The organism is Ruegeria marina (assembly GCF_900101475.1).
GTDB classification, from domain to species: domain Bacteria; phylum Pseudomonadota; class Alphaproteobacteria; order Rhodobacterales; family Rhodobacteraceae; genus Ruegeria_B; species Ruegeria_B marina.
The window spans coordinates 57,299-81,253 of record NZ_FMZV01000017.1; the positions used below are offsets into that span (position 1 = coordinate 57,299).

16 protein-coding genes and 1 tRNA gene are annotated in these 23,955 nt (G+C 63.4%); 7 read left to right on the forward strand and 10 right to left on the reverse strand.

Annotation, left to right across the window (positions count from 1 at the left end):
* Nucleotides 1-205 precede the first annotated feature (205 nt).
* Genes gltB through BLT75_RS19505 form a run of 3 tightly spaced genes read right to left on the reverse strand, consistent with a single transcriptional unit; the run spans nucleotide 206 to nucleotide 6,664 of the window.
* Entirely contained in the window at nucleotides 206-4,738 is a 4,533-nt protein-coding gene (gltB, locus tag BLT75_RS19495; RefSeq protein ID WP_093035917.1) for a glutamate synthase large subunit, read from the reverse strand.
* Complete coding sequence (locus BLT75_RS19500; RefSeq protein WP_093035920.1) at nucleotides 4,735-5,172, reverse strand: GFA family protein; 438 nt, start codon at nucleotides 5,170-5,172, stop codon at nucleotides 4,735-4,737. The genes gltB and BLT75_RS19500 overlap by 4 nt, the downstream gene beginning before the upstream one ends.
* A gap of 58 nt (nucleotides 5,173-5,230) precedes the next feature.
* Nucleotides 5,231-6,664 (reverse strand): NAD(P)-dependent oxidoreductase, encoded by a 1,434-nt coding sequence (locus BLT75_RS19505; protein WP_093035923.1) that lies wholly within the window; start codon nucleotides 6,662-6,664, stop codon nucleotides 5,231-5,233.
* A 225-nt stretch (nucleotides 6,665-6,889) separates the two neighbouring features.
* Between BLT75_RS19505 and BLT75_RS19510 the strand changes: the two genes are divergently transcribed.
* Nucleotides 6,890-7,693, forward strand: coding sequence for an undecaprenyl-diphosphate phosphatase (locus BLT75_RS19510; RefSeq protein WP_093035926.1), 804 nt, complete (start codon nucleotides 6,890-6,892; stop codon nucleotides 7,691-7,693).
* Here BLT75_RS19510 and BLT75_RS19515 read toward each other — a convergent pair whose 3' ends face one another.
* Nucleotides 7,694-8,677 carry a complex I NDUFA9 subunit family protein gene (locus BLT75_RS19515; protein ID WP_093035929.1) on the reverse strand — a complete coding sequence of 328 codons (984 nt, stop codon included), beginning with the start codon at nucleotides 8,675-8,677 and terminating at the stop codon, nucleotides 7,694-7,696.
* Nucleotides 8,678-8,898: 221 nt separating this feature from the next.
* Between BLT75_RS19515 and BLT75_RS19520 the strand changes: the two genes are divergently transcribed.
* Both BLT75_RS19520 and BLT75_RS19525 read left to right on the forward strand, forming a co-directional pair.
* Nucleotides 8,899-8,984 (forward strand) — tRNA-Leu (locus BLT75_RS19520).
* Between the two features lie 212 nt (nucleotides 8,985-9,196).
* On the forward strand, nucleotides 9,197-9,415 hold the full coding sequence (locus tag BLT75_RS19525; protein ID WP_093035932.1) for a hypothetical protein: 219 nt from the start codon (nucleotides 9,197-9,199) through the stop codon (nucleotides 9,413-9,415).
* A 293-nt stretch (nucleotides 9,416-9,708) separates the two neighbouring features.
* Here the strand turns inward: BLT75_RS19525 and BLT75_RS19530 are convergent, their stop codons facing one another.
* From BLT75_RS19530 to BLT75_RS19550, 5 genes are all read right to left on the reverse strand, one after another.
* On the reverse strand, nucleotides 9,709-10,554 hold the full coding sequence (locus BLT75_RS19530) for a GNAT family N-acetyltransferase (protein WP_245706589.1): 846 nt from the start codon (nucleotides 10,552-10,554) through the stop codon (nucleotides 9,709-9,711).
* Nucleotide 10,555: 1 nt separating this feature from the next.
* Entirely contained in the window at nucleotides 10,556-12,184 is a 1,629-nt protein-coding gene (locus BLT75_RS19535) for an acyl-CoA synthetase (RefSeq protein ID WP_093035935.1), read from the reverse strand.
* Nucleotides 12,185-12,319: 135 nt separating this feature from the next.
* Nucleotides 12,320-13,597, reverse strand: a complete 1,278-nt coding sequence (locus BLT75_RS19540; RefSeq protein WP_093035938.1) for an ABC transporter permease — start codon at nucleotides 13,595-13,597, stop codon at nucleotides 12,320-12,322.
* Complete coding sequence (locus BLT75_RS19545; RefSeq protein ID WP_093035941.1) at nucleotides 13,594-14,400, reverse strand: taurine ABC transporter ATP-binding protein; 807 nt, start codon at nucleotides 14,398-14,400, stop codon at nucleotides 13,594-13,596. Before BLT75_RS19545 ends, BLT75_RS19540 begins: the two co-directional genes overlap by 4 nt.
* Nucleotides 14,401-14,526: 126 nt before the next feature.
* Complete coding sequence (locus tag BLT75_RS19550; RefSeq protein ID WP_093035944.1) at nucleotides 14,527-15,534, reverse strand: taurine ABC transporter substrate-binding protein; 1,008 nt, start codon at nucleotides 15,532-15,534, stop codon at nucleotides 14,527-14,529.
* Between the two features lie 393 nt (nucleotides 15,535-15,927).
* On the opposite strand from BLT75_RS19550, the gene BLT75_RS19560 reads away from it, so the two are divergent.
* The 3 genes from BLT75_RS19560 to BLT75_RS19570 all read left to right on the forward strand — a co-directional run bounded on the left by BLT75_RS19560 (nucleotide 15,928) and on the right by BLT75_RS19570 (nucleotide 21,420).
* Entirely contained in the window at nucleotides 15,928-17,325 is a 1,398-nt protein-coding gene (locus tag BLT75_RS19560) for an aminotransferase family protein (protein ID WP_093035950.1), read from the forward strand.
* A 327-nt stretch (nucleotides 17,326-17,652) separates the two neighbouring features.
* Nucleotides 17,653-18,903 carry an aminotransferase class V-fold PLP-dependent enzyme gene (locus BLT75_RS19565; protein WP_093035952.1) on the forward strand — a complete coding sequence of 417 codons (1,251 nt, stop codon included), beginning with the start codon at nucleotides 17,653-17,655 and terminating at the stop codon, nucleotides 18,901-18,903.
* A gap of 99 nt (nucleotides 18,904-19,002) precedes the next feature.
* On the forward strand, nucleotides 19,003-21,420 hold the full coding sequence (locus tag BLT75_RS19570) for a GcvT family protein (protein WP_093035955.1): 2,418 nt from the start codon (nucleotides 19,003-19,005) through the stop codon (nucleotides 21,418-21,420).
* Between the two features lie 105 nt (nucleotides 21,421-21,525).
* On the opposite strand, the gene BLT75_RS19575 is transcribed toward BLT75_RS19570, so the two are convergent.
* On the reverse strand, nucleotides 21,526-22,413 hold the full coding sequence (locus BLT75_RS19575; protein WP_093035958.1) for a LysR substrate-binding domain-containing protein: 888 nt from the start codon (nucleotides 22,411-22,413) through the stop codon (nucleotides 21,526-21,528).
* A gap of 167 nt (nucleotides 22,414-22,580) precedes the next feature.
* Between BLT75_RS19575 and BLT75_RS19580 the strand changes: the two genes are divergently transcribed.
* A complete protein-coding gene (locus BLT75_RS19580; RefSeq protein ID WP_245706590.1) occupies nucleotides 22,581-23,954 on the forward strand; it encodes an MmgE/PrpD family protein in 1,374 nt (457 codons plus the stop codon).
* The last annotated feature ends 1 nt before the right edge of the window (nucleotide 23,955 follow it).

Consider the following 23,955-nt stretch of genomic DNA (forward strand, 5'->3'; position numbering starts at 1 on the left):
GGTTTTCCGGGTCTGTTGCCCGCACGCCAAGGCGCGCGCCTGCCTCGCCGGTCAGATTAAGGTGAAAATGGGGCGGAAATGTGGCCAATTTCACAAAGTGTTAACCAAGGCACCGGGAACAAACGAAAATGACCGGGCTGTTCTGGCAGCCCGGTCGTATCGTATGTGCCAAGGTGCGGCCCGGCAAAGGGCCGCCTCCTGCCCGTTATTCGGCGGGCATTGCCAGCGCGTCCTGGGTCAGCGGATGGCTCAGCTTGTTCAGCATTTCCTTGGGGCAGACCTGAAGGAAGTTCGCCTTTTCCGTGTCCCAGTGCTGCAGGATGTCGGCGGCCTTGCGGCTGCGGGTCTCTTCCGCATGACGCTCGACCAGGTCCTTCAGTTGCGTCTCCCAGTGGTCCACCGTCACCGGGCAGGTGACCAGCGTTTCCATGTTCATCAGAACCTGAGCCTTGCCTTCGGGGTCATAGAGATAGGCCATGCCCCCGGTCATGCCAGCGCCGAAGTTCGCGCCGATCTCGCCGAGGATCACCGCCACACCACCGGTCATGTATTCGCACCCGTTGGAACCGCAGCCTTCGACCACCACCTTGGCACCCGAGTTGCGCACGGCGAACCGCTCTCCGGCGCGGCCTGCGGCGAACAGATACCCGTCGGTCGCACCATACAGTACGGTATTGCCGATGATCGTGTTCTCGTCGGCCTTCAGCGGGCTGATCTGCGGCTGGCGCACCACGATGGTACCACCCGACAGGCCCTTGCCCACATAGTCGTTGGCGTCGCCCGACACTTCCAGCTTGAGGCCACGCGCCGCAAATGCGCCGAGCGATTGGCCGGCCGATCCGCGCAGCTTGATATGCAGGTGATCATGTTGCAGCGCGTTGCGCATGCCGAACTTCTTTACGATATGGCTTGAAACCCGTGTTCCGACCGTCCGATGCGTGTTCTGGACCGAATAGCTCAGCTGCATCTTCTCGCCGTCCTCCAGGAACCGGGCGGCATCGCGCACGATCTCGGCATCCAGCGTGTCAGGCACCACGTTGCGCGGCTTGCTGCGGTCGTAGACGATGTTTTGCGCACCATCGACCGTGATCAGCAGCGGGTTGAGGTCCAGGTCGTCCAGATGCGCCGAGCCACGCGACACCTGTGCCAAGAGGTCGGCACGCCCGATCACTTCGTCCAGTGACCGCGCACCGATGCTGGCAAGGATCTCGCGCACTTCCTGAGCGTAGAAGGTGATCAGGTTCACCACCTTCTCGGCATTGCCGGTGAACTTGGCGCGCAGGCTCTCGTCCTGGGTGCAGACCCCGACGGGGCATGTGTTCGACTGGCACTGCCGCACCATGATGCAGCCCATCGCGATCAGCGCGGCGGTGCCGATGCCGTATTCCTCGGCCCCCATCATCGCCGCCATGACGATGTCACGCCCGGTTCTGAGCCCGCCATCGGTGCGCAGAGTCACCCGGTCACGCAGGTTGTTCATCGCCAGAACCTGATGCGCTTCGGTCAGGCCCATCTCCCACGGCAGACCCGCGTATTTGATCGAGGTCGCGGGTGACGCCCCGGTACCGCCGTTATGGCCCGAGATCAGGATGATGTCGGCCTTGGCCTTGGCCACGCCGGCCGCGATGGTGCCAACCCCGGACGAGGCCACCAGCTTCACCGTCACCTTGGCGCGCGGGTTGATCTGCTTGAGGTCATAGATCAGCTGCGCCAGATCCTCGATCGAATAGATGTCGTGGTGCGGCGGCGGGCTGATCAGCGTCACGCCCTTGGTCGAGTGACGCAGCCGCGCGATCAGGTCGGTGACCTTCATGCCGGGCAACTGGCCGCCCTCGCCGGGCTTGGCGCCCTGCGCCACCTTGATCTCCAACTCCTCACAGTGGTTGAGGTATTCGGCGGTCACTCCGAACCGGCCGCTGGCCACCTGCTTGATCTTGGCCGACGGGTTGTCGCCATTGGGCTCGGGCAGGAAATGCGCCGGATCCTCGCCGCCCTCGCCGCTGTCGGACTTCGCGCCGATCCGGTTCATTGCGACGTTCAGCGTCTTGTGCGCCTCGGGGCTGAGCGCGCCCAGCGACATGCCCGGCGTGACAAAGCGCTTGCGGATCGAGGTGATGCTTTCCACCTCTTCGATCGGCACCGGCTTGCCCAGCGGCTTGATGTCCAGAAGGTCGCGCAGGTGGATCGGCGGATTGCTCTGCAACTTGGCCGAATACTGCTTCCACAGCTCATAGGACGCGCGATTGCAGGCCATCTGCATCATGTGCATGGTCGTCGCGTCCCAGGCGTGGGTCTCGCCTGACTTGCGCGCCTTGTAGAACCCGCCGATGGGCAGCACGTCCAGCCCGCTGTCCCAGCCCTTGGCATGAATTTCCTCGGCCTTTGCCTGGATTCCTTTGATCCCGATGCCCGAGATGCGGCTGGTCATGCCGGGGAAATACTCGGCCACCATGGCGCGGCTCAGGCCCACCGCCTCGAAATTCAGACCGCCGCGATAGGACGACACGACCGAGATACCCATCTTGGCCATGATCTTGAGCAGGCCCTGGTCGATCGCCTCGCGATAGCGGGCGATATTCTCGGTCAGCGTGCCTTCGAGCAGGCCGCGGTTGATGCGGTCGGCAATCGAATCCTCAGCCAGATAGGCGTTGACGACGGTTGCGCCGCACCCGATCAGCACCGCGAAATAATGCGGGTCGATACATTCCGCCGAACGCACGTTGAGCGAGCAGAAGGTCCGCAGGCCCTTGCGTGTCAGGTGGCTGTGCACCGCGCTGGTGGCCAGGATCATCGGCATCGCCACCTTGCCCGGACCCGAAAGGTGATCGGTCAGCAAGATGTGCCCGGCACCGGAACGCACCGCCTCTTCGGCTTCGGCGCGAATGCGCGCCAAGGCCGTGCCCAGCGCACCCGACCCCTGGTCGAAGCTACAGTCGATCTCCACCAGCGGCGCGTTGAAGTTCTTCTTCAGCGTCTCCCACTGCGCGTTGCCGACAAAGGGGCTCTCGGCCACGATGATCTCGGTCTGGCTGCTGTCCTCGTCGAGCACGTTCTTGAGGTTGCCGAAGCGTGTCTTCAGGCTCATCACCCGATATTCGCGCAGGCTGTCGATCGGCGGGTTGGTCACCTGGCTGAAGTTCTGGCGGAAGAAATGGCTGAGCGGGCGGTATTGTTTCGACAGCACCGCGGCGGGCGTGTCGTCACCCATCGAGGCCAGCGCCTCCTTGCCGTCCTCGGCCATGGGCGCAAGAATCTGCTCCAGTTCCTCGATGGTGTAACCGGCCGCGATCTGCCGCTTGCGCAGTTCCTCGCCGGCGAACAGCGGCTTCTCTTCGACATCACCAAGCTGGTCTTCGAGATTGTTGATCTTGCCGACCCAGTCGCCGAACGGGCGCGAACCTGCTAGTTTGTCCTTCAACTCGCGGTCGTGGTAAAGCTTGCCCTCGGCCATATCGACGGCGATCATCTGCCCCGGACCCAGCGCGCCTTTTTCCACCACGGTTGCCTCGTCGGTGGGCACCATACCCGCCTCGGATCCTGCGATCAGCAGGCCGTCGCCGGTGACCACATATCGCATCGGACGCAGCCCGTTGCGGTCAAGCCCGCCACAGACCCAGCGGCCATCCGTCATCGCCAGTGCGGCCGGGCCGTCCCAGGGCTCGATGACCGAGTTGCAATAGGAATACATGTCGACCCAGGCCTGCGGCAGTTCCACCGCCTGCTTGGACCAGCTCTCGGGTACCAGCATCGTCTTGGCCATGGGCGCGTTGCGCCCGGCGCGCACCAGCACCTCGAACACCGCGTCCAGCGCCGCCGAATCCGACGATCCACCCGGCACGATCGGCTTGATGTCCTCGGCCATCTCGTCGAAATACGAGCTCGCCATGCGGATCTCGTGGCTCTTCATCCAGTTCAGGTTGCCCTTCAGCGTGTTGATCTCGCCGTTATGGGCCAGCATGCGGAACGGCTGCGCCAGCCACCATTGCGGGAAGGTGTTGGTGGAATAACGCTGGTGATAGATCGCGAACGAGGATTCGAACCGCTCGTCCATCAGGTCGGGATAGAACACCGCCACCTGCTCGGCCAGCATCATCCCCTTGTAGATGATCGACCGGCAGCTGAGCGAGGCGAGGTACAGGCCCGAGATACCGGCCGCAATCGCCGCCTTCTCGATGCGGCGGCGGATGACATAGAGCTCGCGCTCGAAGGTCTCTTCATCGACGCCCTTGGAGTTCGAGATCAGGATCTGCTCGATCTCGGGGCGGGTTGCGTTCGCCTTGTCGCCCAGGCAGGTCACATCCACCGGCACGTGGCGCCAGCCATAGATGTAATAGCCCATGCGCAGCACTTCGGACTCGACGATGGTCCGGCACCGCTCCTGCGCGCCGAAATCGGTGCGCGGCAGGAACACCTGGCCAACCGCGATCAACTGGTCCAGACGCGGCTCGTGCCCGGTGCGGCGGATCTGGTCATAAAAGAAGGGAACAGGAATCTGCACATGGATCCCCGCGCCGTCGCCGGTCTTGCCGTCGGCATCGACCGCGCCGCGGTGCCACACGGCCTTGAGCGCGTTGATCCCGGCCTCGACGACTTTGCGGCTTTTCTTGCCGTTGACCGAGACGACCAGTCCAACCCCGCATGAAGAATGCTCTTCCTCTTCGGAATACAGGCCGTTTTCGGCCATCCACTTGCGCTTGGCTTCTTCGGCCCGCACCCAATCGGCATCATACTTGGTCATTGGCTGTCTCCTTGCTCAGAGGGGGCATACATGGCTTCGACCTCGGCTTGGGTCATCTGCCGGCGTTCGTCCGCGAACGCGTAGCCCTCGGGCTTCTTGTCGATGTAAAGTTCCAGTTTCAGGGCGTTGCCGCCCGCGTTTTCGAACAGACCGGCCGCCATATGGGTCTGTCCGTGCATCTGCCCAGGGGCAGTAATCCTGTACCACAGCGCCGAACCGCACTGGCCGCAGAACGCCCGTTCGGCCCAGTCCGAGGACTGATAGACCTGTATCGGACCCAAGGCGGCATATCCGGGTTCGGCCTGAAAGGTGATCAGCATCGAACTGGTCCAGCGCCGGCACATGTCGCAATGACAGGCGCTCAGTGCATCCCGTGTCGCGGTCGCGCTGACGGTTACCGCGCCACACATGCATTGTCCGTGGAGTTCCGTCATTGGGTGCCTCGCTGCCGTCGGGACGTGAAAGGGTCGCTTCGTTTCCTGTCTTTGAGCCTTACTCTGCCGCCATGGCGGTCCTGGCGCCAAAGCCCTCCAGAATCGCTTCGGCGCAGTCGCGCCCGTCGCGGATCGCCCAGACCACCAGCGAGGCGCCGCGCACGATGTCACCAACGGCATAGACGCCCTCCATCTCGGTGGCGCCGGTGCGGAAGGCCGCCTTGACCGTGCCCCAGCGGGTGACCGGCAGATCGGGCTGGCCAAACAACGCCGGCAGGTCCTCGGGCTCGAAACCCAGCGCCTTGATCACCAGGTCGGCCTCTTCGACATAGTCCGCGCCTTCGATCACCTCGGGCGACTGGCGACCGCTGGCGTCCGGCTGTCCCAGGCGCATCTTCTGCACCGTGACGCCATTCACCCTGTCCTGGCCGGTAAATCCGATCGGGGCGGACAGCCATTCAAAGATCACGCCTTCTTCCTCGGCATTCTGGGTTTCGCGCTGGCTGCCCGGCATGTTGGCCCGGTCGCGGCGATACAGGCATTTGACGCTGACGGCGCCCTGCCGGATCGCGGTGCGCACACAGTCCATCGCGGTGTCGCCGCCGCCGATCACCACCACCCGCTTGCCCTCTGCATTCAGGCGGCCATTGTCGAAATCGGCAACCTCGTCACCAAAGCTCTTGCGGTTCGAGGCTGACAGATAGTCGATCGCCTTCTCGATTCCGGGCAGATCGCTGCCGGGCATCGACAGGTCGCGCGACTTGTAGACACCGGTCGCGATGATCACCGCGTCATGGGCGGCGCGGATCTCGCCGAACTTGGCCGCGTCCACGTCACAGTTCAGCTCGAACCGAACCCCGCCATCGGCCAGCAAACGGTTGCGGCGCTCCACTATGTCCTTTTCCAGCTTGAAGCCCGGAATGCCGTACATCAGCAGCCCGCCAGCCCTGTCGTAACGGTCATAGACCGTGACCTGAACACCGGCCTGCCGCAGCATGTCGGCGGCCGCCAGCCCGCCGGGGCCCGCCCCGATGATGCCCACGCTTTCGCTGCGCTCCGCCACCGGCGACGCGGGCTTGACCCAGCCCATGTCCCAGGCGGTATCGGTAATGTACTTCTCGACCGCGCCAATGGTCACCGTGCCGTGGCCCGACTGTTCGATCACGCAGTTGCCTTCGCACAACCTGTCCTGCGGGCAGATGCGGCCACAGATCTCGGGAAAGGTGTTGGTCGCCTGACTGGTCTGGTACGCCTCTTCCAGCCGTCCCATCGCGGTCAGCCGCAGCCAGTCGGGGATGTTGTTGTGCAGCGGGCAATGCGTCTGGCAATAGGGAACGCCGCACTGGCTGCACCGGCTCGCCTGTTCCGCAGCCTTGGCTGCCGCGAATTCGGCATAGATCTCGTCAAAGTCTTCTTTGCGCGCAGAGGCCGCACGCTTTTCCGGCATGTCACGCTCGATCTGCACAAATTTCAGCATCGGTTGCTTGGCCACGGGTCGAACTCCACGAATTTCCTGTTGCGCGACTTGGTATATTAGCTGCCTTCTGATTAAAAGTCATATATGCTGACCTAAATTGACTTTTTGAGCCAAATTTTTCGTCACGCTCCGATTTTTCCCCCAAAAATAAGTATCAATCCGGACCTAAATGGCAACTTTCCTTTTCTCGGGGGGAGTTATACCCATCAAGAAACTCGTTTCGTGCGGAACCATTCGGCCATGTCCCTCTTCCAACTGATTCTGGTCGCGCTCATTCAGGGTATTACCGAGTTCCTGCCGGTGTCTTCCTCGGGACATCTGATTCTCTTGCCCCGGCTCAGCGGTCTTCAGGACCAGGGACAGGTGATCGACGTGGCCGTGCACGTGGGAACCCTGTGCGCCGTTGTCCTCTATTTCTGGAACGATGTGCGTGACGGGCTTTCCGGCCTGCCCCGCGCCCTGACGGGAAAAACCGATACCCCCGGAGCGCTTTTGGCGATGGGGTTGATCGTGGCGACCATACCCACAATCGTCGGGGGAGCGATTCTGCACTTTACCGGTCTCAGTGATGCCATGCGTTCTGTCGCCGTCATCGGGTGGACCATGCTAGTCTTCGGTCTGGTCCTTTGGTGGGCGGACCGGACCGGGGCACAGAAGAAACACACCGCCGACTGGGGGGTGCGCGATGCGCTGATCATGGGGTTGTGGCAGGTACTGGCGTTGGTTCCGGGAACCTCTCGGTCCGGCATCACCATCACCGGGGCGAGACGGCTGGGTTACACGCGCGGCGATGCTGCCCGGATATCCATGCTGATGTCCATCCCGACGATCATCGCTTCGGGCGTGTTGCTGGGGGCCGATGTCGCGATCACAGCGAACGCCCAAGCCGCGCGTGACGGCGCAATCGCCGCCGTTTTCGCTTTCTTGTCGGCGCTACTGGCCCTGTCCCTGATGATGCGCCTTTTACGCTCGGTCAGCTTCACGCCCTATGTTGTCTATCGCGTGATCCTTGGTGCGATCCTGCTGGTGATCGCCTACACCTGATCAGGCGCGCATGTTGCGCGCCGAGGCCTGGATCTCGTCATACTGGCCGTTGGGGCGGAACTTCCACAGATAGGTGGGCAACACCGATTGCATGGTTTTCGGTTCGATCCCCAGTTCGGCAAACCCATTGGCGCCTTCGGCAACCACATTGTCACGGCGCAGGTTCTTCAACTGATCCCGCGTCAGGATGTTGTTGGGGAACAACTGGAAACTGACGAATTTCGCCATATCGAGAACGGCGGCCATGATACGCGCGATCGGGAAGGGCAGGGCAACCACGATCCGGCGGCGATGGATGATATCCAGCATCCTTTGCATGAGGTCGCGGAAGCTGGCGACTTCCGGGCCGCCCAGTTCGTAAACGCCGGGCTCAGCCTGGCCCAGCGCGCCTTTCACCGCGGCGCGGGCTACATCGTCGACATGGACCGGTTGGAATCGGGTGTCGGCTCCGACGATGGCCAGAACAGGGCCGAACCGGGTCATTCCCGCGAACCTGTTGAAAAACTGATCCTCGGCTCCAAAGATCACCGAGGGCCGCAGAATCACGGCATCGGGCATGTGACGCAATATGCCGGCCTCGCCCAATGCCTTGGTCCGGGAATATTCGCTGTCGGAATCGGCGTCCGCGCCGATGGCCGAGATATGCACCATGCGGGCCACGCCATTCGCTGCCGCAATCCGGGCAATACGTTCGGGTGCTTCGGCCTGAACGGCGTCAAAGCTGTTCTTTCCCGTTTCGTTCAGCACGCCGACACAATTGATTACGGCATCCGCGCCCTGCATCGCTTGCGCAACGGACATGTCGTCGCGCACGTTGCACGCGACCGGTTCGACCTGGCCCACCACGCCATAAGGTTTCACGTGCATGGCCTCATTGGGCCGGCGAACGGCGACTCGCACCCGCCATCCCTCTTTTGCCATGCGTCGCGCTATATACCTGCCGACAAAACCCGATCCTCCGTAGATCGTGACCAGTTTGGACATGTGAACGCTCCTGCTGACTTATGGTCTTGCTCCGATCTACCGCTGCGCACTCCGCCAAACAAGGCGCAATAGTGCCGCGCTGGCGGACCATGGCATCGTTTTGACGCGCTCGGATCATGCAAGTAGCGGGTTTCCCGGCTTCCATGAAAATTTTCTCTCAAAGATAAAAAATCCGGTTGACGCCCTCTCCGGCTCGGCTTAAACGGCCCCTCACGACACCTGCCCAGGTGGCGGAATTGGTAGACGCGCTAGTTTCAGGTACTAGTGTCCAAAAGACGTGGAGGTTCGAGTCCTCTCCTGGGCACCAATCCCCTTTAACAATTGTTTTCAGTAAATCGTCCGGGGGGCATTGGATTTTGTGCTTTAGCTCTACCGGTATGTTGACCATCGGATATGTTTGCATTCACAGCGCGAATAACGAGCTGAATGCCTGGCCTTGTAGGTCGAGCGCAAGCCCGACTGATCCATACCCCTGCCTTCCCCGTAGAAGCTGCGTTGGTTCGAAAAAAGGGGAAGAAAATGAAGTCGCTTTTTGTCACCGCCACCATCGCCTCGTTCGCCTTCGCACCCGTCGTGTTCGCGGATGCAACCAATGGCAAGGGCAGCAGCAAAGGCGGTGAAGGCGTTGCCGTCGCGGTTACTTCAGAACCTGGCACCGCGAACGCGGCAAGCGGCCTCATCGGTGGCTGGGGCAGCGTTGGCGGTGTTTCGAACGGCAGGGGCGCAGAACCGAAATAATCGCGTCGTCCGCCACGTTGTCGAAAGGGCCGGCGCCTTCCTGCCGGTCCTTTTTTGGTAAGTATGACTTCGGCAGTTCACTTGATTTTGGCGCGGTTATCCCTCGGCCGGTTCTCCTGACTGAAATCTCATGGCCAAATGAATTGCTCGGCCAGACGATTGGGTAAGGCTGCCGCAGTTTGAATGCGTTGGAGGTATGGTCGCTTCGAACACATCCTTCGACCACAAACGCCTCATCCCTGTTCCGATTAGCCAGGCCGGGCCAGCGCATTGCTGAATAGTTCCAGGCGGAATCATCCAAGCTCCATCGTGGCAATGGCCTGCAATGTCCCTGTCGTTTCGGGCACGGCGCTACGATACATGCGCGCAGTCGCGAAAGGCACCGAGAAACCTGCATGTTCCAGTTCGCTGCGTAGTGCGGTATTGGCTTCGGGAAGATCGACGATCAGCGGACCGTCGGGGCGCTCGGCGGCTATGTCGGCGATCAGTTCCAGCGCCGCGGCTGCTCCCGGCGCGATGATCGGGCCGATCTTGGTGCCTTCCCGACAGGTTCGCCATGTCGCGAAACCGGAGATCTCTCCGTTCCCGAGCAGAACCCGCGTCGACCGTTCCGGTAGGCCAGCCGCCAACCACGCGGACAGGAAGGCCGGGCGGGTGAACCCACCCGCCTCGGCGTCCAGCGCGATCAGCCGCGAAACGTCGTCCGCCACTGCTACCCGAACGTGTGGTGAACGCGCTGCCGGCCAGCGCCCTTCGTGCCGCAGGCTGGCGCCGGTGCGGACAAAGCCCGACTTGGCATAGTTGGCCTCCTGCGCCGCCACACCGTCCAGCCCGACCGAGCGCCCGCCCGCATGTTGCAGCGCCCGGTTCCAGATCGCCAGGCCAATGCCCTGCCCCCGCCAGTCCGGCCGGCACAGGTAGAGACCGAGAAACGCATTGCCGGCATCGTGGTTGACGACCGATATCGCCGCCACCGGTTCCGCCCCGACCCGCGCCAGAAAGAACCCCCGAGTGTCTGCGGCGTAGAATGCGCGCGCATCGTCCAGGCCGGGGTTCCAGCCTTCGTCCGCCGCCCAGTCCAGAACCATTTCAAGCTCCGGCAGGCTCATCGGTGCAATGGCAAGCCCCGGAACCGCCATATCAAAGCGCCCGTGCCCGGTCGCGCAGGACGAACTTCTGCACCTTCCCGGTCGAGGTCTTGGGCAGTTCCCCAAAGACAACCGTCCTGGGCGCCTTGAAATGCGCCATGTTGTCCCTACAGAAGGCGATGATCTCGGCGGCCTCGGCCGCCATCCCCGGTTTCAGCTCGACAAAGGCGCAGGGCGTCTCGCCCCATTTCTCGTCGGGTTTCGCGACCACCGCCGCCTCCAGCACCGCCGGATGCTTGTAGAGAACGCCTTCGACCTCGACCGACGAGATGTTCTCGCCCCCCGAGATGATGATGTCCTTGGACCGATCCTTGAGCGCGACATACCCGTCCGGGTGCATCACCCCCAGATCGCCGGACGCGAACCAGCCGCCGCGGAACGCCTTGTCGGTGGCGTCCGGGTTCTTCAGATAGCCTTTCATCACCACGTTACCCTGCATGAAGATCTCGCCCATGGTCTCACCATCCGCGGGCACCGGCTCCAGCGTATCAGGATCGGCTACCATCAACCCTGCGAGCGCGGCGTTCTTCACGCCCTGCCGCACTTTCAGCGCCGCCCTTTCGCCTGCCGGCCGCGCGTTCCAAACCTCTTTCCAGGCGCAGACGACCGAAGGGCCGTAGGTTTCGGTCAGGCCATAGACATGGGTGACTTCGACACCCATCGCCTCCATCTTCTCGATCACCGCGGCGGGCGGTGGCGCGCCTGCGGTCATCACCTTGATCTGATGGTCGAAATCCTTCAGATGCGCGGGGGCGTTCGCCAGCATGTTCAGCACGATCGGCGCGCCGCAGAAATGCGTCACCTTTTCCTCGCGGAAGGCGCGATAGATCGGTTCGTCCCGCACCGCGCGCAGGCAGACCGAAACCCCGGCATTGGCCGCCATGGTCCAGGGAAAACACCAGCCGTTGCAGTGAAACATCGGCAGGGTCCACAGATAGACCGAGTGTTTCGGCATGCTCCAGTCCAGAATATTGGTATTGGCGTTCAGCGCCGCGCCCCGGTGATGATAGACAACGCCCTTCGGGTTGCCGGTTGTGCCCGAGGTATAGTTCAGCGCGATCGCGTCCCATTCGTCATCGGGCAGCGACCAGGCGAATTCGGGGTCGCCCTCGGCCAGCAATTCCTCGTAGGTCAGCGCGCCAATCCGCGCGCCGCCCTCGAAACTGGCATCCTCGATATCCACGACCAGCAGGTCGGGCCGGTCGATCTGGTCCAGCGCGTCGCGCACCACCGCCGAGAATTCGGGATCGACGATCAGCACCTTGGCCTCGGCATGGGTCAGGATGAAGGCGATGATCGGCGCATCGAGCCGGGTGTTGATCGCGTTCAGAACCGCGCCGGCCATCGGCACGCCGAAATGCGCCTCGTACATCTCGGGGATGTTGGCGGCGATGATCGACACGGTATCGCCCTTGCCAATCCCCCGCGCCACAAGCGCACCGGCCAGCCGCCGGCACCGCGCATAGGTCTCGGCCCAGGTGTAGCGGCGTGCGCCGTAGACCACCGATGGATAGTCCGGGTATATCGCCGCCGTGCGCTCGATCATGCTCAGCGGCGACAGCGGTGTGAAATTGGCAGGCGTCCGGTCGAGGTTCTGATCGTAGATGTTGATGCCGGTCATGTCCTGTGCTCCCTGAGACAAAGCGTTGCCGGGAGATGTGCCACAACAGCCCCCGGCAAGAAAAGATCGTAAAATTACGCATTGAGAGCAACAAAAGAACCGGGCCCCGCAGGGCCCCGTGTCCGTTTTTTTAGATCAGCCCTTGCCTTTCCAGGGGACCAGGATCTTTTCCGCCCAGCGCATCAGGATGTCGATGCCGAAACCGATGATGCCGATCAGGATGATCCCCATGATCACGATATCGGTGTTCTGGAACTTGGACGCCGTCACGATCATCTTGCCCGCACCGACCTCGGCGGCCACCAGTTCGGCCGCGACCACGGTGCCCCAGCAGACCCCCATCGCCACCCGCGCGCCGGTAAATATCTCGGGCAAGGAGTTCGGGACGATCACGAAGCGCATGATCTGCCGCTTGCTGGCGCCCAGCGAATAGGCGGCGTGCACCTTGGAGATATTGACCCCCGACACCCCGGCCCGCGCGGCAATCGCCATGATCCAGAGCGCGGCCAGGAACAGCAGGATGATCTTGCCCGTCTCGCCGATACCGGCCCAGATGATCACCAGCGGGATCAGGGCCAGCGGCGGCACGGGGCGCATGAACTCGACGATCGGATCGAACCAGCCGCGGAACCAGTCGCTCAGCCCCATCGCATAGCCCAGCGGGATGCCCACCAGCGCGCCGAAGACGAACCCCAGGATGACCCGCATCAGCGAATAGCCCAGATGTTCCCACAGCGTATAGCCCTGATAGCCTTCGCTGGCGATGTCGATGGTGCGGCGCACCACCGCCTCGGGCGAGGGCAGCCAGATCGGCTCCATCTGCAACCCCTTGGACGGCACGAAATTCGGCGTGCCCTTGTCCGACAGGTTGACCACGCCGGCGGCCACCCTGACCGACCCGCCCGGCGCGACAGGCTGGCCGTCGATGGCCACGACCTGCGCGCCGTCCTTCTTGGTGATCTCGTCATTCAGGTCGACGCGGATCAGCTCGCTGCGCCAGGCCACGACCGAGGCGCTGTCATCCTTGGCGAAACCCTCGCCCGGCGAGACCTCGATTCCAGGCGGCGTCTCGTCGGCGCGATGCACGCGGATATGCACGGTTGCGTCGTCGCGGCTGCCGTCCGGCGCCTCGGCGGTATAGGTGAAGCTGGTGTCGCCGACGAACGGGCCTGGCATGTGCAGGAAACCGGGGAGCCAGGACGACCCCGTGAACATGCCCCAGAGGACAAAGATGGTGACAACCGAGATGATCGAGGCCGTCCGGTTCGACCGCACCGCGCTTTCATCGCCAAAAGTCACCGTCTTGAGCGAGGTGAAATCGTGAACCCGGCCACGCTTCGTCAGGAACCGCACCACCCAGAAGGCGCCGACAAAGATGCCAAGATAGATCAGAAAGGGAATGGCGCTGTTCATGACGCGGCCTCCGTGCGGCCCATGATCTCTTCTTCCATGTCCCAGATCATGCCCAGGATTTCCTCGCGCTTGACCGCAAAGTCAGGGTGCTTCTTGACCTGCCGCAGGTCCTGGCCGACGCCCAGATCGGCAAAGGGCAGGCGGTATTCCTTGTGAATGCGCCCCGGGCGCGGCGCCATCACCAACAGGCGCTCGCCCAGCAACAGCGCTTCTTCGACCGAATGGGTGATCAGGATGATCGTCTTGCCCGTCTCCTTCCAGAGTTTCAGCACAAGGCTCTGCATCTTTTCTCGCGTCAGCGCATCGAGCGCGCCCAATGGTTCGTCCATCAGGATCACATCCGGGTCATTGGCAAGACACCGCGCCAGCGCCACCCGCTGCTGCATGCCGCCGGACAGTTCGTAGACGGCTTTTTCCTTGAAGTCCTGCAATCCTACCACGTCGAGCAGATGATCGACGATTCCGGCGGACTCGGACCTGGACATGCCTTTCATGCGCGGACCAAATCCCACGTTCTCGCGAACGCTCATCCATTCGAACAGCGCGCCTTGCTGGAACACCATGCCCCGTTCCGCATCCGGCCCAGTGACGGTGTGACCGTTCAGGACGATCCGGCCTTCGGTCGGGGCCAGAAACCCCGCGACGATGTTGAGAAGCGTCGTCTTGCCACAGCCCGACGGGCCAAGCACGCTCAGCAACTCGCCCTCTTTCAGGTCAAGGGTTACGTTTTTCAACGCCTGCACTGACGAACCATTCGGCAGGTCAAAGCGCATGCTGAGGTTTTCGATTGATAGTCCGGACATCTGTCCCCTTCCTGACGGATCACACAACCCTGCCCCTCCTTGCAGACGAGGGTGCCGCCATCTAGGTCAATGGGGTTCGTGCGTTCCGGGCGGCAAACCCGCCGCCCGGAACGCATCGAGCTGTTCTCAGTTCTGGGTCGCCGCCAGCGGGCCCGTGTTCACAGCGTTTTCATAGCTGTCGAGCGCTGCTGGAATGCTGCCGGCATCCACGAACACCTGTGCGACACCTTTCATGAACTCCTGCGCGCCGCCACCGAGCCATTTGGCGCCCAGTTGCTCTTCCACGCTGGGGAACACGAAAGTCGCTATCGTGGCCTCGGTGTCGGCAAGATCCATGCCTGCATCCTTGGCGATCACCGGCAGCATCTCGTCCTTGTGCTCGCCGCTGTTCCACATGGCGTTGGCCTCGGCGGTCACCTTGAGGAACTTCGACAGCAATTCGCCCTCTTCGGCGACAAAGGCGGCCGGCGCCGAAGTCACGTCGAACACGAGGATGCCAAGTTCTTCCTTCTCGGCCCCGGTCAGCAGCACGTTGCCATGTTCCTTCATCCGACGCAGCGCGCCACCCCAACCGCACGCCATGTCGACGGCGCCCTGCGCAATCGCCGCAGCCCCGTCGGGCGGGGCCATGTCGACGATCTCGAGACTGTCGAGCGCGACGCCGAAATGGTTCATCTGCTTGAGGAACCCGTAATGCGCGGCGGTACCCAGCGGAACGGCCACCTTCTTGCCCGCCAGTTCGCCGGCCGAATCCTTGTCGATCTCCAGTTCGGTCCGCACGACGCAGTTGTCATTGTCCGAATAGGAAACCGCGACATCGACGATCTGAAGGTCCTGTCCCGCGCTGGTCGCCACCACGAAGGGCGGCACACCCTGGCTGACGGCGATCTGGACATCGCCCGACGCCATGGCCGCGCTCATCGCCGTGCCGGTGTCAAAGCTGACCCAGTTGATCTTGACGCCCATTTCCTTTTCGTAGGTGCCCATGGCTTTGGCATATTCGAACGGCATCGGCCATTCCAGGAAGTAGGCCACGGTGATTTCGCCATCCGCTGCTGTGGCCAACGTCGGGAACGCTGAAGCCATCATCGCCAGCCCGGCAGCGGCACCCAGAAACTTTGTCTTTCCAGTCATTCTGATTTCTCCCTGTTACCGCTTTGCGCGGCGATCGAAGGTCCAGGACGGTCAGCCGTCTCTTGTCGGTCGAAGGACACCCTCCGCCTTGCGATGATCCGAATGGAAAACCGGCATTCGATCAACGGATTTTTCGATCAATGCCGCCAATTTGCAGGTTTCGAACATCCGGATTTTGACATGTCAAATCCGGAACCTTTCTTTGATTTCAAGACAATGCCGCGAAACGGCCGGAGGTTTACCCAAGGACAGCGGCATTGTCTGGACATATGCGACGGAAAATTCTGGCCCTATCGGTTGCACATGAATTGACGTCTCTGGACTCTGAAGCCCTGCTCGGGTTCTTCTGTGATATCCGAGTCAGGAACCGCACATCCAGCAAGAGGTCATGTCATGGACGGCACGTTCAACGAAAACGATCTGAGTCGCGTGGTCGAGGCCGACCGCGCCCATATCTGGCACCACCTGATCCAGCACAAACCTTTTGAAACCAACGATCCGCGCATCATCGTCGAAGGCAAGGGCATGCGCGTCTGGGATCAGAAGGGCAAGGAACATCTGGACGCTGTTTCTGGCGGTGTATGGACCGTCAACGTGGGCTATGGGCGTGAGTCCATCTGCAAGGCCGTATATGACCAGTTGATGAAGCTGTGCTATTTCGCCAACTCGGCGGGCTCGATCCCCGGCGCGCTGTTCGCCGAGAAGCTGATCGAGAAGATGCCGGGCATGAGCCGGGTCTACTACACCAACTCCGGCTCCGAGGCGAACGAGAAGGCGTTCAAGATGGTGCGCCAGATCGCGCACAAGAAATACGGCGGTAGGAAGACCAAGATCCTGTACCGCGACCGCGACTATCACGGCTCGACGCTGGCGGCGATGTCGGCGGGCGGCCAGGACGAGCGCAACGCGCAATACGGCCCCTTCGCGCCGGATTTCGTCAAGGTCCCCCATTGCATGGAATACCGCAAGGAAGAACTGGGCCTGGGCCATCTGTCGGGCGCCGAGTTCGGCCGCGCCGCCGCCGACCTGATCGAAGAGGTGATCCTGCGCGAGGGCCCCGAGACCGTCGGTGCGCTCTGCCTCGAACCGGTGACCGCCGGTGGTGGCGTCATCACCCCGCCCGAGGGCTATTGGGAGCGGGTCCAGGAGATCTGCAAGAAATACGATGTACTGCTGCATATCGACGAGGTCGTCTGCGGCATCGGCCGTACCGGAACCTGGTTCGGATATCAGCAATATGGCGTCAAACCGGATTTCGTGACCATGGCCAAGGGCGTCGCCTCGGGCTATGCCGCCATCGCCTGCATGGTGACCACCGAAGAGGTGTTCGACATGTTCAAGGACAACAGCGACGACCCGCTGAACTATTTCCGCGACATCTCGACCTTTGGCGGCTGCACCGCGGGTCCTGCCGCGGCGATCGAGAACATGCGCATCATCGAGGACGAGAACCTGCTCGACAACTGCACCGCCATGGGCGAACGCATGCTCGGCAATCTCCGCGCCCTGATGGACAAGCATCAGGTGATCGGCGACGTGCGCGGCAAGGGCCTGTTCTTGGGCGCCGAACTGGTCGCCAATCGCGAAACCAAGGAACCCGTGACCGAAAAACAGGCCCAGGCCGTCGTGGCCGACTGCATGGCCCAGGGGGTTATCATCGGCGTGACCAACCGCTCGATCCCGGGCCGGAACAACACGCTGTGCTTCTCGCCGGCGCTGATCGCCACTGCCGACGACATCGACGCGATCACCAACGCCGTCGATGCGGCCCTGACCCGCGTGTTCGGCTGATACCAGAACCACCTTCCGCTGCCCCTCCCCATTGCGGCAGGTGCGTATGAAAACCGGTGCGGCAACGCGCCGGTTTTTTGTTGCATCGAAAGACCGTCGACTCCGGCCCTCGCGGCAGACCGGGTCAAGTCGTACCCGCTTGGCGCTGTTGCGGCATCAGACGTCCACCCCGACGCTTCCTTCTCGGCCATGATTCCCTGAAGGCACACCGGCACCTTGTCAGTGGGCGGTTCGAATTTGCTCCTCATCCCAGAAAGTTTTGCGTGTCATTCCCGGCCTGCGCGCTTAGCGTGCCGGCGACTCGATACATTGCCGGATGGAGCCTGCATGACCCAGATCACCCCCGCGTTGCTGTTGGAAATCCGCAGCCGTTTCGCGCAAGTCGACCATTGCCCGGTGCAGGGTCCGCGCGTGTTCTTTGAAAATGCCGGCGGCGCGCTGACGCTGAATTCGGTGGTTGAGACCTCGGCCAAATATGCGGCGATCCCCGACAACCAGGGGCGCGACAATCCCGGCAGTCGCGAACTGGTGCGGGTGATCGACAAGGCCAAGGACGACATGCGGGTGTTCATGAACGCGCCCGGCGGGCAGTTCTTTGTCGGCGAAAGCGGCACCGAACTGACGTTCCGCCTGATCATGAACGCCTGTCTGGGCGCCGGTCCGGGGGTTGTGCTGGGCACGACGCTGGAGCATCCGGCCTCGCGCAGTGCCTGTGACCGCTGGGCGCGGGTGGCCGGGCAGCGGCATGTGCTGGTGGCGCATGACGACGCGACGGGGACGGTGACGGCTGATGCCTATGCCGCGGCGGTGACGCCCGACACGGTGGTGGCGACCATCGTTCATACCTCGCCCGTAACCGGCATGGGGGTGGACCTGGAGGGGATTGCGGCGGCGATCCGGGCGGTGGCGCCCGAGGCGTATATCATCGTGGACGGCATCCAGCATGCGGCGCACGGGCGGATCGACCTGGCCGCCTATGGTGTCGATGGCTATGTCATCTCGCCCTACAAGATGTTTTCGCGCCATGGCTACGGGCTGGCCTGGATCTCGGACCGGCTGACCAGGCTGCCGCATAACGGGCTGCTCAACGGGCCGGCGGACAATTGGGAGATGGGGACGCGCGACACCGGGAGTTATGCGACGTTGACCGATGTGGCCGATTACCTGGAGTGGCTGGGCGCGCAGGTGAGCGACGCGACCGACCGGCGGGCCCGGTTCGAAGCGGCAGGCGCGGCGATCCATGCGCAGGAAAAGGCGCTCACCGATGCGATGATCCACGGCACCGGCAACCTGGCCGGCCTGAAGGACATGGCAAAGGTGCATATCATCGGCGGCACCGACAACCCCGCGCGCGAGGGGCTGGTGTCGCTCTGGGTCGAAGGCGTGGCCTCGGCCGAGGTGGTGGCGCAGCTGAACGCGCAGGGCATCCGCACCCATGTGCGCAAGGCCGACCATTATTCGAACAACATCCTCGATCCGCTGGGGCTGGACAGCTGCGTGCGGGTGTCGATGTGCCACTACAACAGTGTGCACGAGGTGGCGCAGTTCCTGGCCGCGATGAAGGGGATCGCGGCCTGACGCAAAACGAAAACCGGCACCCGCCCCATGATTTTTTGGCGGGTGTCGGGGCGGCTGTGCCGCTAGGGTCGTCCGCGACACATTACGGAGACCCGCCCCATGAAAACCCATGCCCAGGCCGTCGTGATCGGCGGCGGTCTTGTCGGTTGCTCGATCCTCTATCACCTCGCCAAGCTGGGCTGGCGCGATGTCGTGCTGCTGGAGCGCGACGAGCTGACCAGCGGATCGACCTGGCACGCGGCCGCGAATATCCACGGGCTGCATGACAACAACAACGTCACCCGCATCCAGCATTACACGATGAACCTGTACAAGGAGCTGGAGAAGGAAACCGGGCAGGGTTGCGGCGTGTTCCAGGCGGGGTCGCTGTACCTGGCGCAGACCGAGGCGCGTGAGCATCAGCTGCGCCTGCAAGAGGCCAAGGCGCGGTATTACGGGCTGAATTTCTACGAGATCGACAAGGACCGCGCGAAGGAGCTGCACCCGCTGGCGCAGTTCGACGATATCCGGTGCATCATGTACGAACCCGATGGCGGCAACGTGGACCCGTCGGGCGTGACCTATGCCTATGCGGCGGGTGCGCGCGCGATGGGGGCCACGATCGAGCGGTTCTGCCCGGTGATCGGCACCGAACAGCAAGCCGACGGCAGCTGGATCGTGCGCACCGAGAAGGGCGACATCCACACGCAATGGGTGGTCAATGCGGCCGGCCTGTGGGGGCGCGAGGTGGCGGCGCTGGCGGGGATCACCCTGCCGCTGCAACCGACCGAGCATCAGTATTTCGTGACCGAGGCGATCCCCGAGGTGGCGGCGCTGGGCCGCCGCTTGCCCTCGATCGCGGACCGGGATGGTGAATATTACTTCCGGCAGGAAGGCAACGGGCTGCTGATCGGCGCCTATGAGAAGGACATGAAGTTCTGGGCCGAGAACGGCACGCCGCTGGATTTCGCCCATGACCTGTTCCCTGACGATCTGGACCGGATCATGGAAAACGTGATCCGCGCCACCGAGCGGGTGCCGGTGGCGGCGACGGCGGGGGTGAAGCGGGTGATCAACGGGCCGATGATCTGGTCGCCGGATTCGAGCGCCCTGTGGGGGCCGGTGCCGGAGTTGAAGAACTATTTCGTCTGCGGTGGCATCATTCCCGGCTTTTCGCAATCGGGCGGTCTGGGCCTGTTGGCGGCGCAATGGATGATCGAGGGCGAGCCGCAATACGACATGTTCGCCTGGGACCTTGCCCGCTTTGGCGATTGGGCCGACAAGAAATTCACCAAGGCGCGGGTGCAGGACCAGTATACTCACCGTTTTGCCATCCACTTCCCCAACGAGGAGCGCAGCGCCGGGCGGCCGGCGCGAGTGCGCCCGGCCTATGAGATGCAAAGGGAGATGGGTGCGGTGTTTGGCATGAACTGCGGCTGGGAGCATCCGCTGTGGTTCGCGGACCGGCCCGGCGTGACCGAGACCGTGGGCTTCACCCGCCAGAACTGGTGGGAGCCGGTGGGCCGCGAGGTGCGCATGTTGCGTGAGCAGGTGGGCGTGATCGACATCTCGAACTTTGCCAACTACGAGATCAAGGGGCCGGGCGCGCGCGACTGGCTGGACCGGCTGGTGGCGAACCGGGTGCCCACTGTCGTGGGCAGATCCTGTCTGACGCCGCTGATTGGCGTGCGGGGCGGCATCGCGGGCGATTTCACCATCACGATGACCGGCGAGGAAGCCTTGATGATGGTGGGCTCGGGTATGGCCGAACGCTATCACCAGCGGTTCTTTAACATGGTGGAACTGCCCGAAGGCACGACATGCGAGGTCGCGACCAACCGCATCGCGGGCTACAACGTGGCCGGACCCAAGGCGCGCGACATGTTGCAGCGGCTGACCAATGCCGATCTGTCGAACGAGGCGTTTCCCTTCATGCGCTCAGCCACGATCGAGGTGGCGGGCGTGACCTGTCTGGCGATCCGGGTCAGTTTCACCGGCGATCTGGGCTGGGAACTGCATTGCGCCGAGGGGGATCAGGTACGGCTTTACACCGCGCTGATTGCTGCGGCGCGCGAGATCGGTGGCGGCCCGGTGGGCAGCAGGGCGCTGGGCAGTCTGCGCATCGAAAAGGGCTATGGCTCCTGGGGCCGCGAATACAGCCCGGAATACTGGCCGCAGGAAGTGGCGCTGGAGCGGTTGATCAAGGCGGACAAGGAGTTCCTGAACAAGGCGGCCTGGCTGAAGATCAAGGACAACCCGGTGCGCGAGGTGCTGTCGGTGTTCGAGATCGAGGCCGCGCACGGCGCCGATGCCAGCGGCGGCGAGCCGATCTTCACTCCTGACGGGCGACCGGTGGGGCGGGTGACCTCGGGCGCCTATGGCTATTCGGTAGGCAAGTCGCTGGCCATCGGCTATGCCAACCCGGCGGTGGCCAGTCCCGGCGATGCGCTGGAGGTCTATCTGCTGGGCAAGCCGCACAAGGCGGTGCTGCTGGCCGAGCCGCCTTTCGATCCGGCGGGCGCGCGGCTGCGCGGCTGAGCCCTGCCCCGGTCGCGGGGAAGGCGGCGCGGCTCGGATTTTGAGTATTTGGAACCAGAAAGAAGCAGCTTTGGTCGCCGTGCGGGGAAGGGCCGCGCCCGGCGATCAGCCTTCCATTCTGCCAGCCGCGTCCAGCAGCCACGACTTGAACAGCCGGACCGACGGCGTCGGCGTACGACTCTTGAAGCGGGCACAGTAGACCCAGGGGTTGCGGATGTCGGTCTGGAACGGTTCGACCAGGTCGCCCCGATCCAGATAGGGACGAACCAGAACGCGCGGCAGGGCAGCGCAGCCCAGACCCTGAGCGGCGAGACCGGCACCGATCGTCGAGACGTCGGTCTTGAGTCCACCGGTCGCCTCGAAGCTCTTGATGCCGAAATGGCGCGCCATCAACTCCCAGTAGATCGGTCGACCGAGCACGTGGATCCGGCGGGCGCGCACCAGTTGCGCCGGGTCGGTGAGTGGCTTGCCATCGACCTTGAAATCCGGGGCGCAGACGAGGGCCAGCCGTTCGTCCCAGAGCTGAACCGCGCCGTCGGGAATGTCATCGGTGTGGTCCATCGTGATCGAGATGTCGGACACATCCTGTTCCACGTCGGTCCAGACGGTCCCGTGCACCGTGACCAGGATATCGGGATGGGTGATGTGGAAGTCGCGCAGCACGCCGGCAAGCCAGACCGAGGCAAGGCTGGTAGGGCAGGACACCACCACCTCGCGCCGGCGCTTCTGCGACAGGAGCGCCTCGGTCGCGACGTCGATTTCCTGCAGCGCGTGGCGGACCGAGGGCAGGTAGGCCTCGCCTACCTCGGTCAGGGCCAGCGCGCGCGGAAGCCGGACAAAAAGGGGACGGCCGATGAACTCCTCGAGTGAGCGGACATGGTTGCTGACCGCGGACTGGGTGCAGTTAAGTTCCTCGGAGGCGGCGGTAAAGCTCAGGTGCCGGGCGGCGGCCTCGAATGAGCGCAGGAAGGTGAGATGCGGCAGATGTTTCATGGCACAAGTCTATTGCCGCTTGGTCCGGCTGCGGCAAGCCCCGAAGGGCCCGGACATGGCCGGTGCAAAAATAACCGGGGCATAGGTCCCGGCATTTTTGCGTGTGGCGCGGGGCGGAGGCGGCTAGCCTTGGACCCGGACACGCCCGTCAGGGCGAAGGAGGCCCGATGACCGCACCAATGAGCAAACCCGTCCCCACATTCGACCGGATCGCCGATTTCGCGCTGGATCGCGGCCCGGGTGACATACCCGCCAGCACGCTGGAGGCTGCGGCGTTGATGGCGCTGGATACGCTGGGAATCGTCGCCGCGGCAGGCCCGATGGAGGCGGGCGTGATCGCGCGGCAGACGGCGACCCTGCTCTATGGCAGTTCCGATCCGGCCCATAGCGCGCGGATGATGTTCGACGGGCGGCGCGTCAGCCTGGCGGGCGCGGCCTTTGCCGCCGCCACCCAGACCGACAACCTGGATGGCCATGACGGGTACAACCCGACCAAGGGGCATATCGGTGTCGTGGTGATCCCGACGCTGGCGACACTGGCGCAGCACCTGCCCGATCTGACCGGCCCCGAGGCGTTGGCCGCGATCACCGTGGGATACGAGGTGTCCGGGCGCGCAGGTATCGCGCTGCATGCCACGGTCAGCGACTATCACACCTCGGGCGCGTGGAACTGCCTGGGTGTGGTGGCCATGGCCGCGCGGTTGCGTGGACAGGGGCGCGAGACGATGCGGCAGGCGCTGGGCATTGCCGAGTATCATGGCCCCCGCAGCCAGATGATGCGCGAGATCGCGACGCCCACCATGCTGCATGACGGCTCGGGCTGGGGGGCGCTGGTGGGGATGTCCTCGATGGTGCTGGCCGAACACGGGTTCACTGGCGCGCCCGCGATCACCATGGAGGCCCCCGAGGCGGCGCCGTATTGGGAGGACCTGGGCCAATTCTGGCAGATGGAGCACCAATATGTGAAACCCTATCCGATCTGCCGCTGGGCGCATGCGGCGGTGGACGGGGTGCGCGCGATCATGCTGGAGCATGGGCTGACCCATGCGGATATCGCGCGGGTGCATGTGAACAGTTTCCACCAGGCGGCCTGCCTGTACCAGGGGCTGCCGCCCACTACCGGCATTGCTCAATATGCGCTGCCGTTTCCGGTCGCGGCCTATATCGCCTATGGCCGGATCGGGGTCGAGCATATCTCGGGTCCCGGCCTGTCGGATCCGCTGGTTGCCGAGATCATGACCCGTATCACCGTGGCCGAGACCGAGCGTCATTCCACGCGCTTTCCGGCCGGGCGCTGGGCGGATGTCGAGATCACCACGCGAGATGGCCGGGTGCTGGTGTCGGGTGACATTCATGCGCGGGGCGGGCCGGAGGCGCCGATGACCCGCGACGAGGTGGTGGCGAAGTACATGGATTTTGCTGTCCCGGTGCTGGGCGAGGGCCGCGCGGCGGGACTGCGCGACGCGGTGCTGCGGCTGACCGATCCGCAGAGCCGGTTCGCCGATGTGGCGGCGCATCTCTACGATCCGGTTCAGGGCTGAG

Excerpts from the sequence above, each read along its gene's own strand:
- gltB (WP_093035917.1), bottom strand. The coding sequence starts at position 4,738 with ATGACCAAGTATGATGCCGATTGGGTGCGGGCCGAAGAAGCCAAGCGC.
- BLT75_RS19545 (WP_093035941.1), bottom strand. The coding sequence starts at position 14,400 with ATGTCCGGACTATCAATCGAAAACCTCAGCATGCGCTTTGACCTGCCG.
- BLT75_RS19540 (WP_093035938.1), bottom strand. The coding sequence starts at position 13,597 with ATGAACAGCGCCATTCCCTTTCTGATCTATCTTGGCATCTTTGTCGGC.
- BLT75_RS19560 (WP_093035950.1), top strand. The coding sequence starts at position 15,928 with ATGGACGGCACGTTCAACGAAAACGATCTGAGTCGCGTGGTCGAGGCC.
- BLT75_RS19510 (WP_093035926.1), top strand. The coding sequence starts at position 6,890 with ATGTCCCTCTTCCAACTGATTCTGGTCGCGCTCATTCAGGGTATTACC.
- BLT75_RS19575 (WP_093035958.1), bottom strand. The coding sequence starts at position 22,413 with ATGAAACATCTGCCGCATCTCACCTTCCTGCGCTCATTCGAGGCCGCC.
- BLT75_RS19535 (WP_093035935.1), bottom strand. The coding sequence starts at position 12,184 with ATGACCGGCATCAACATCTACGATCAGAACCTCGACCGGACGCCTGCC.
- BLT75_RS19500 (WP_093035920.1), bottom strand. The coding sequence starts at position 5,172 with ATGACGGAACTCCACGGACAATGCATGTGTGGCGCGGTAACCGTCAGC.
- BLT75_RS19525 (WP_093035932.1), top strand. The coding sequence starts at position 9,197 with ATGAAGTCGCTTTTTGTCACCGCCACCATCGCCTCGTTCGCCTTCGCA.
- BLT75_RS19530 (WP_245706589.1), bottom strand. The coding sequence starts at position 10,554 with ATGGCGGTTCCGGGGCTTGCCATTGCACCGATGAGCCTGCCGGAGCTT.
- BLT75_RS19565 (WP_093035952.1), top strand. The coding sequence starts at position 17,653 with ATGACCCAGATCACCCCCGCGTTGCTGTTGGAAATCCGCAGCCGTTTC.
- BLT75_RS19550 (WP_093035944.1), bottom strand. The coding sequence starts at position 15,534 with ATGACTGGAAAGACAAAGTTTCTGGGTGCCGCTGCCGGGCTGGCGATG.
- BLT75_RS19515 (WP_093035929.1), bottom strand. The coding sequence starts at position 8,677 with ATGTCCAAACTGGTCACGATCTACGGAGGATCGGGTTTTGTCGGCAGG.
- BLT75_RS19580 (WP_245706590.1), top strand. The coding sequence starts at position 22,581 with ATGACCGCACCAATGAGCAAACCCGTCCCCACATTCGACCGGATCGCC.
- BLT75_RS19570 (WP_093035955.1), top strand. The coding sequence starts at position 19,003 with ATGAAAACCCATGCCCAGGCCGTCGTGATCGGCGGCGGTCTTGTCGGT.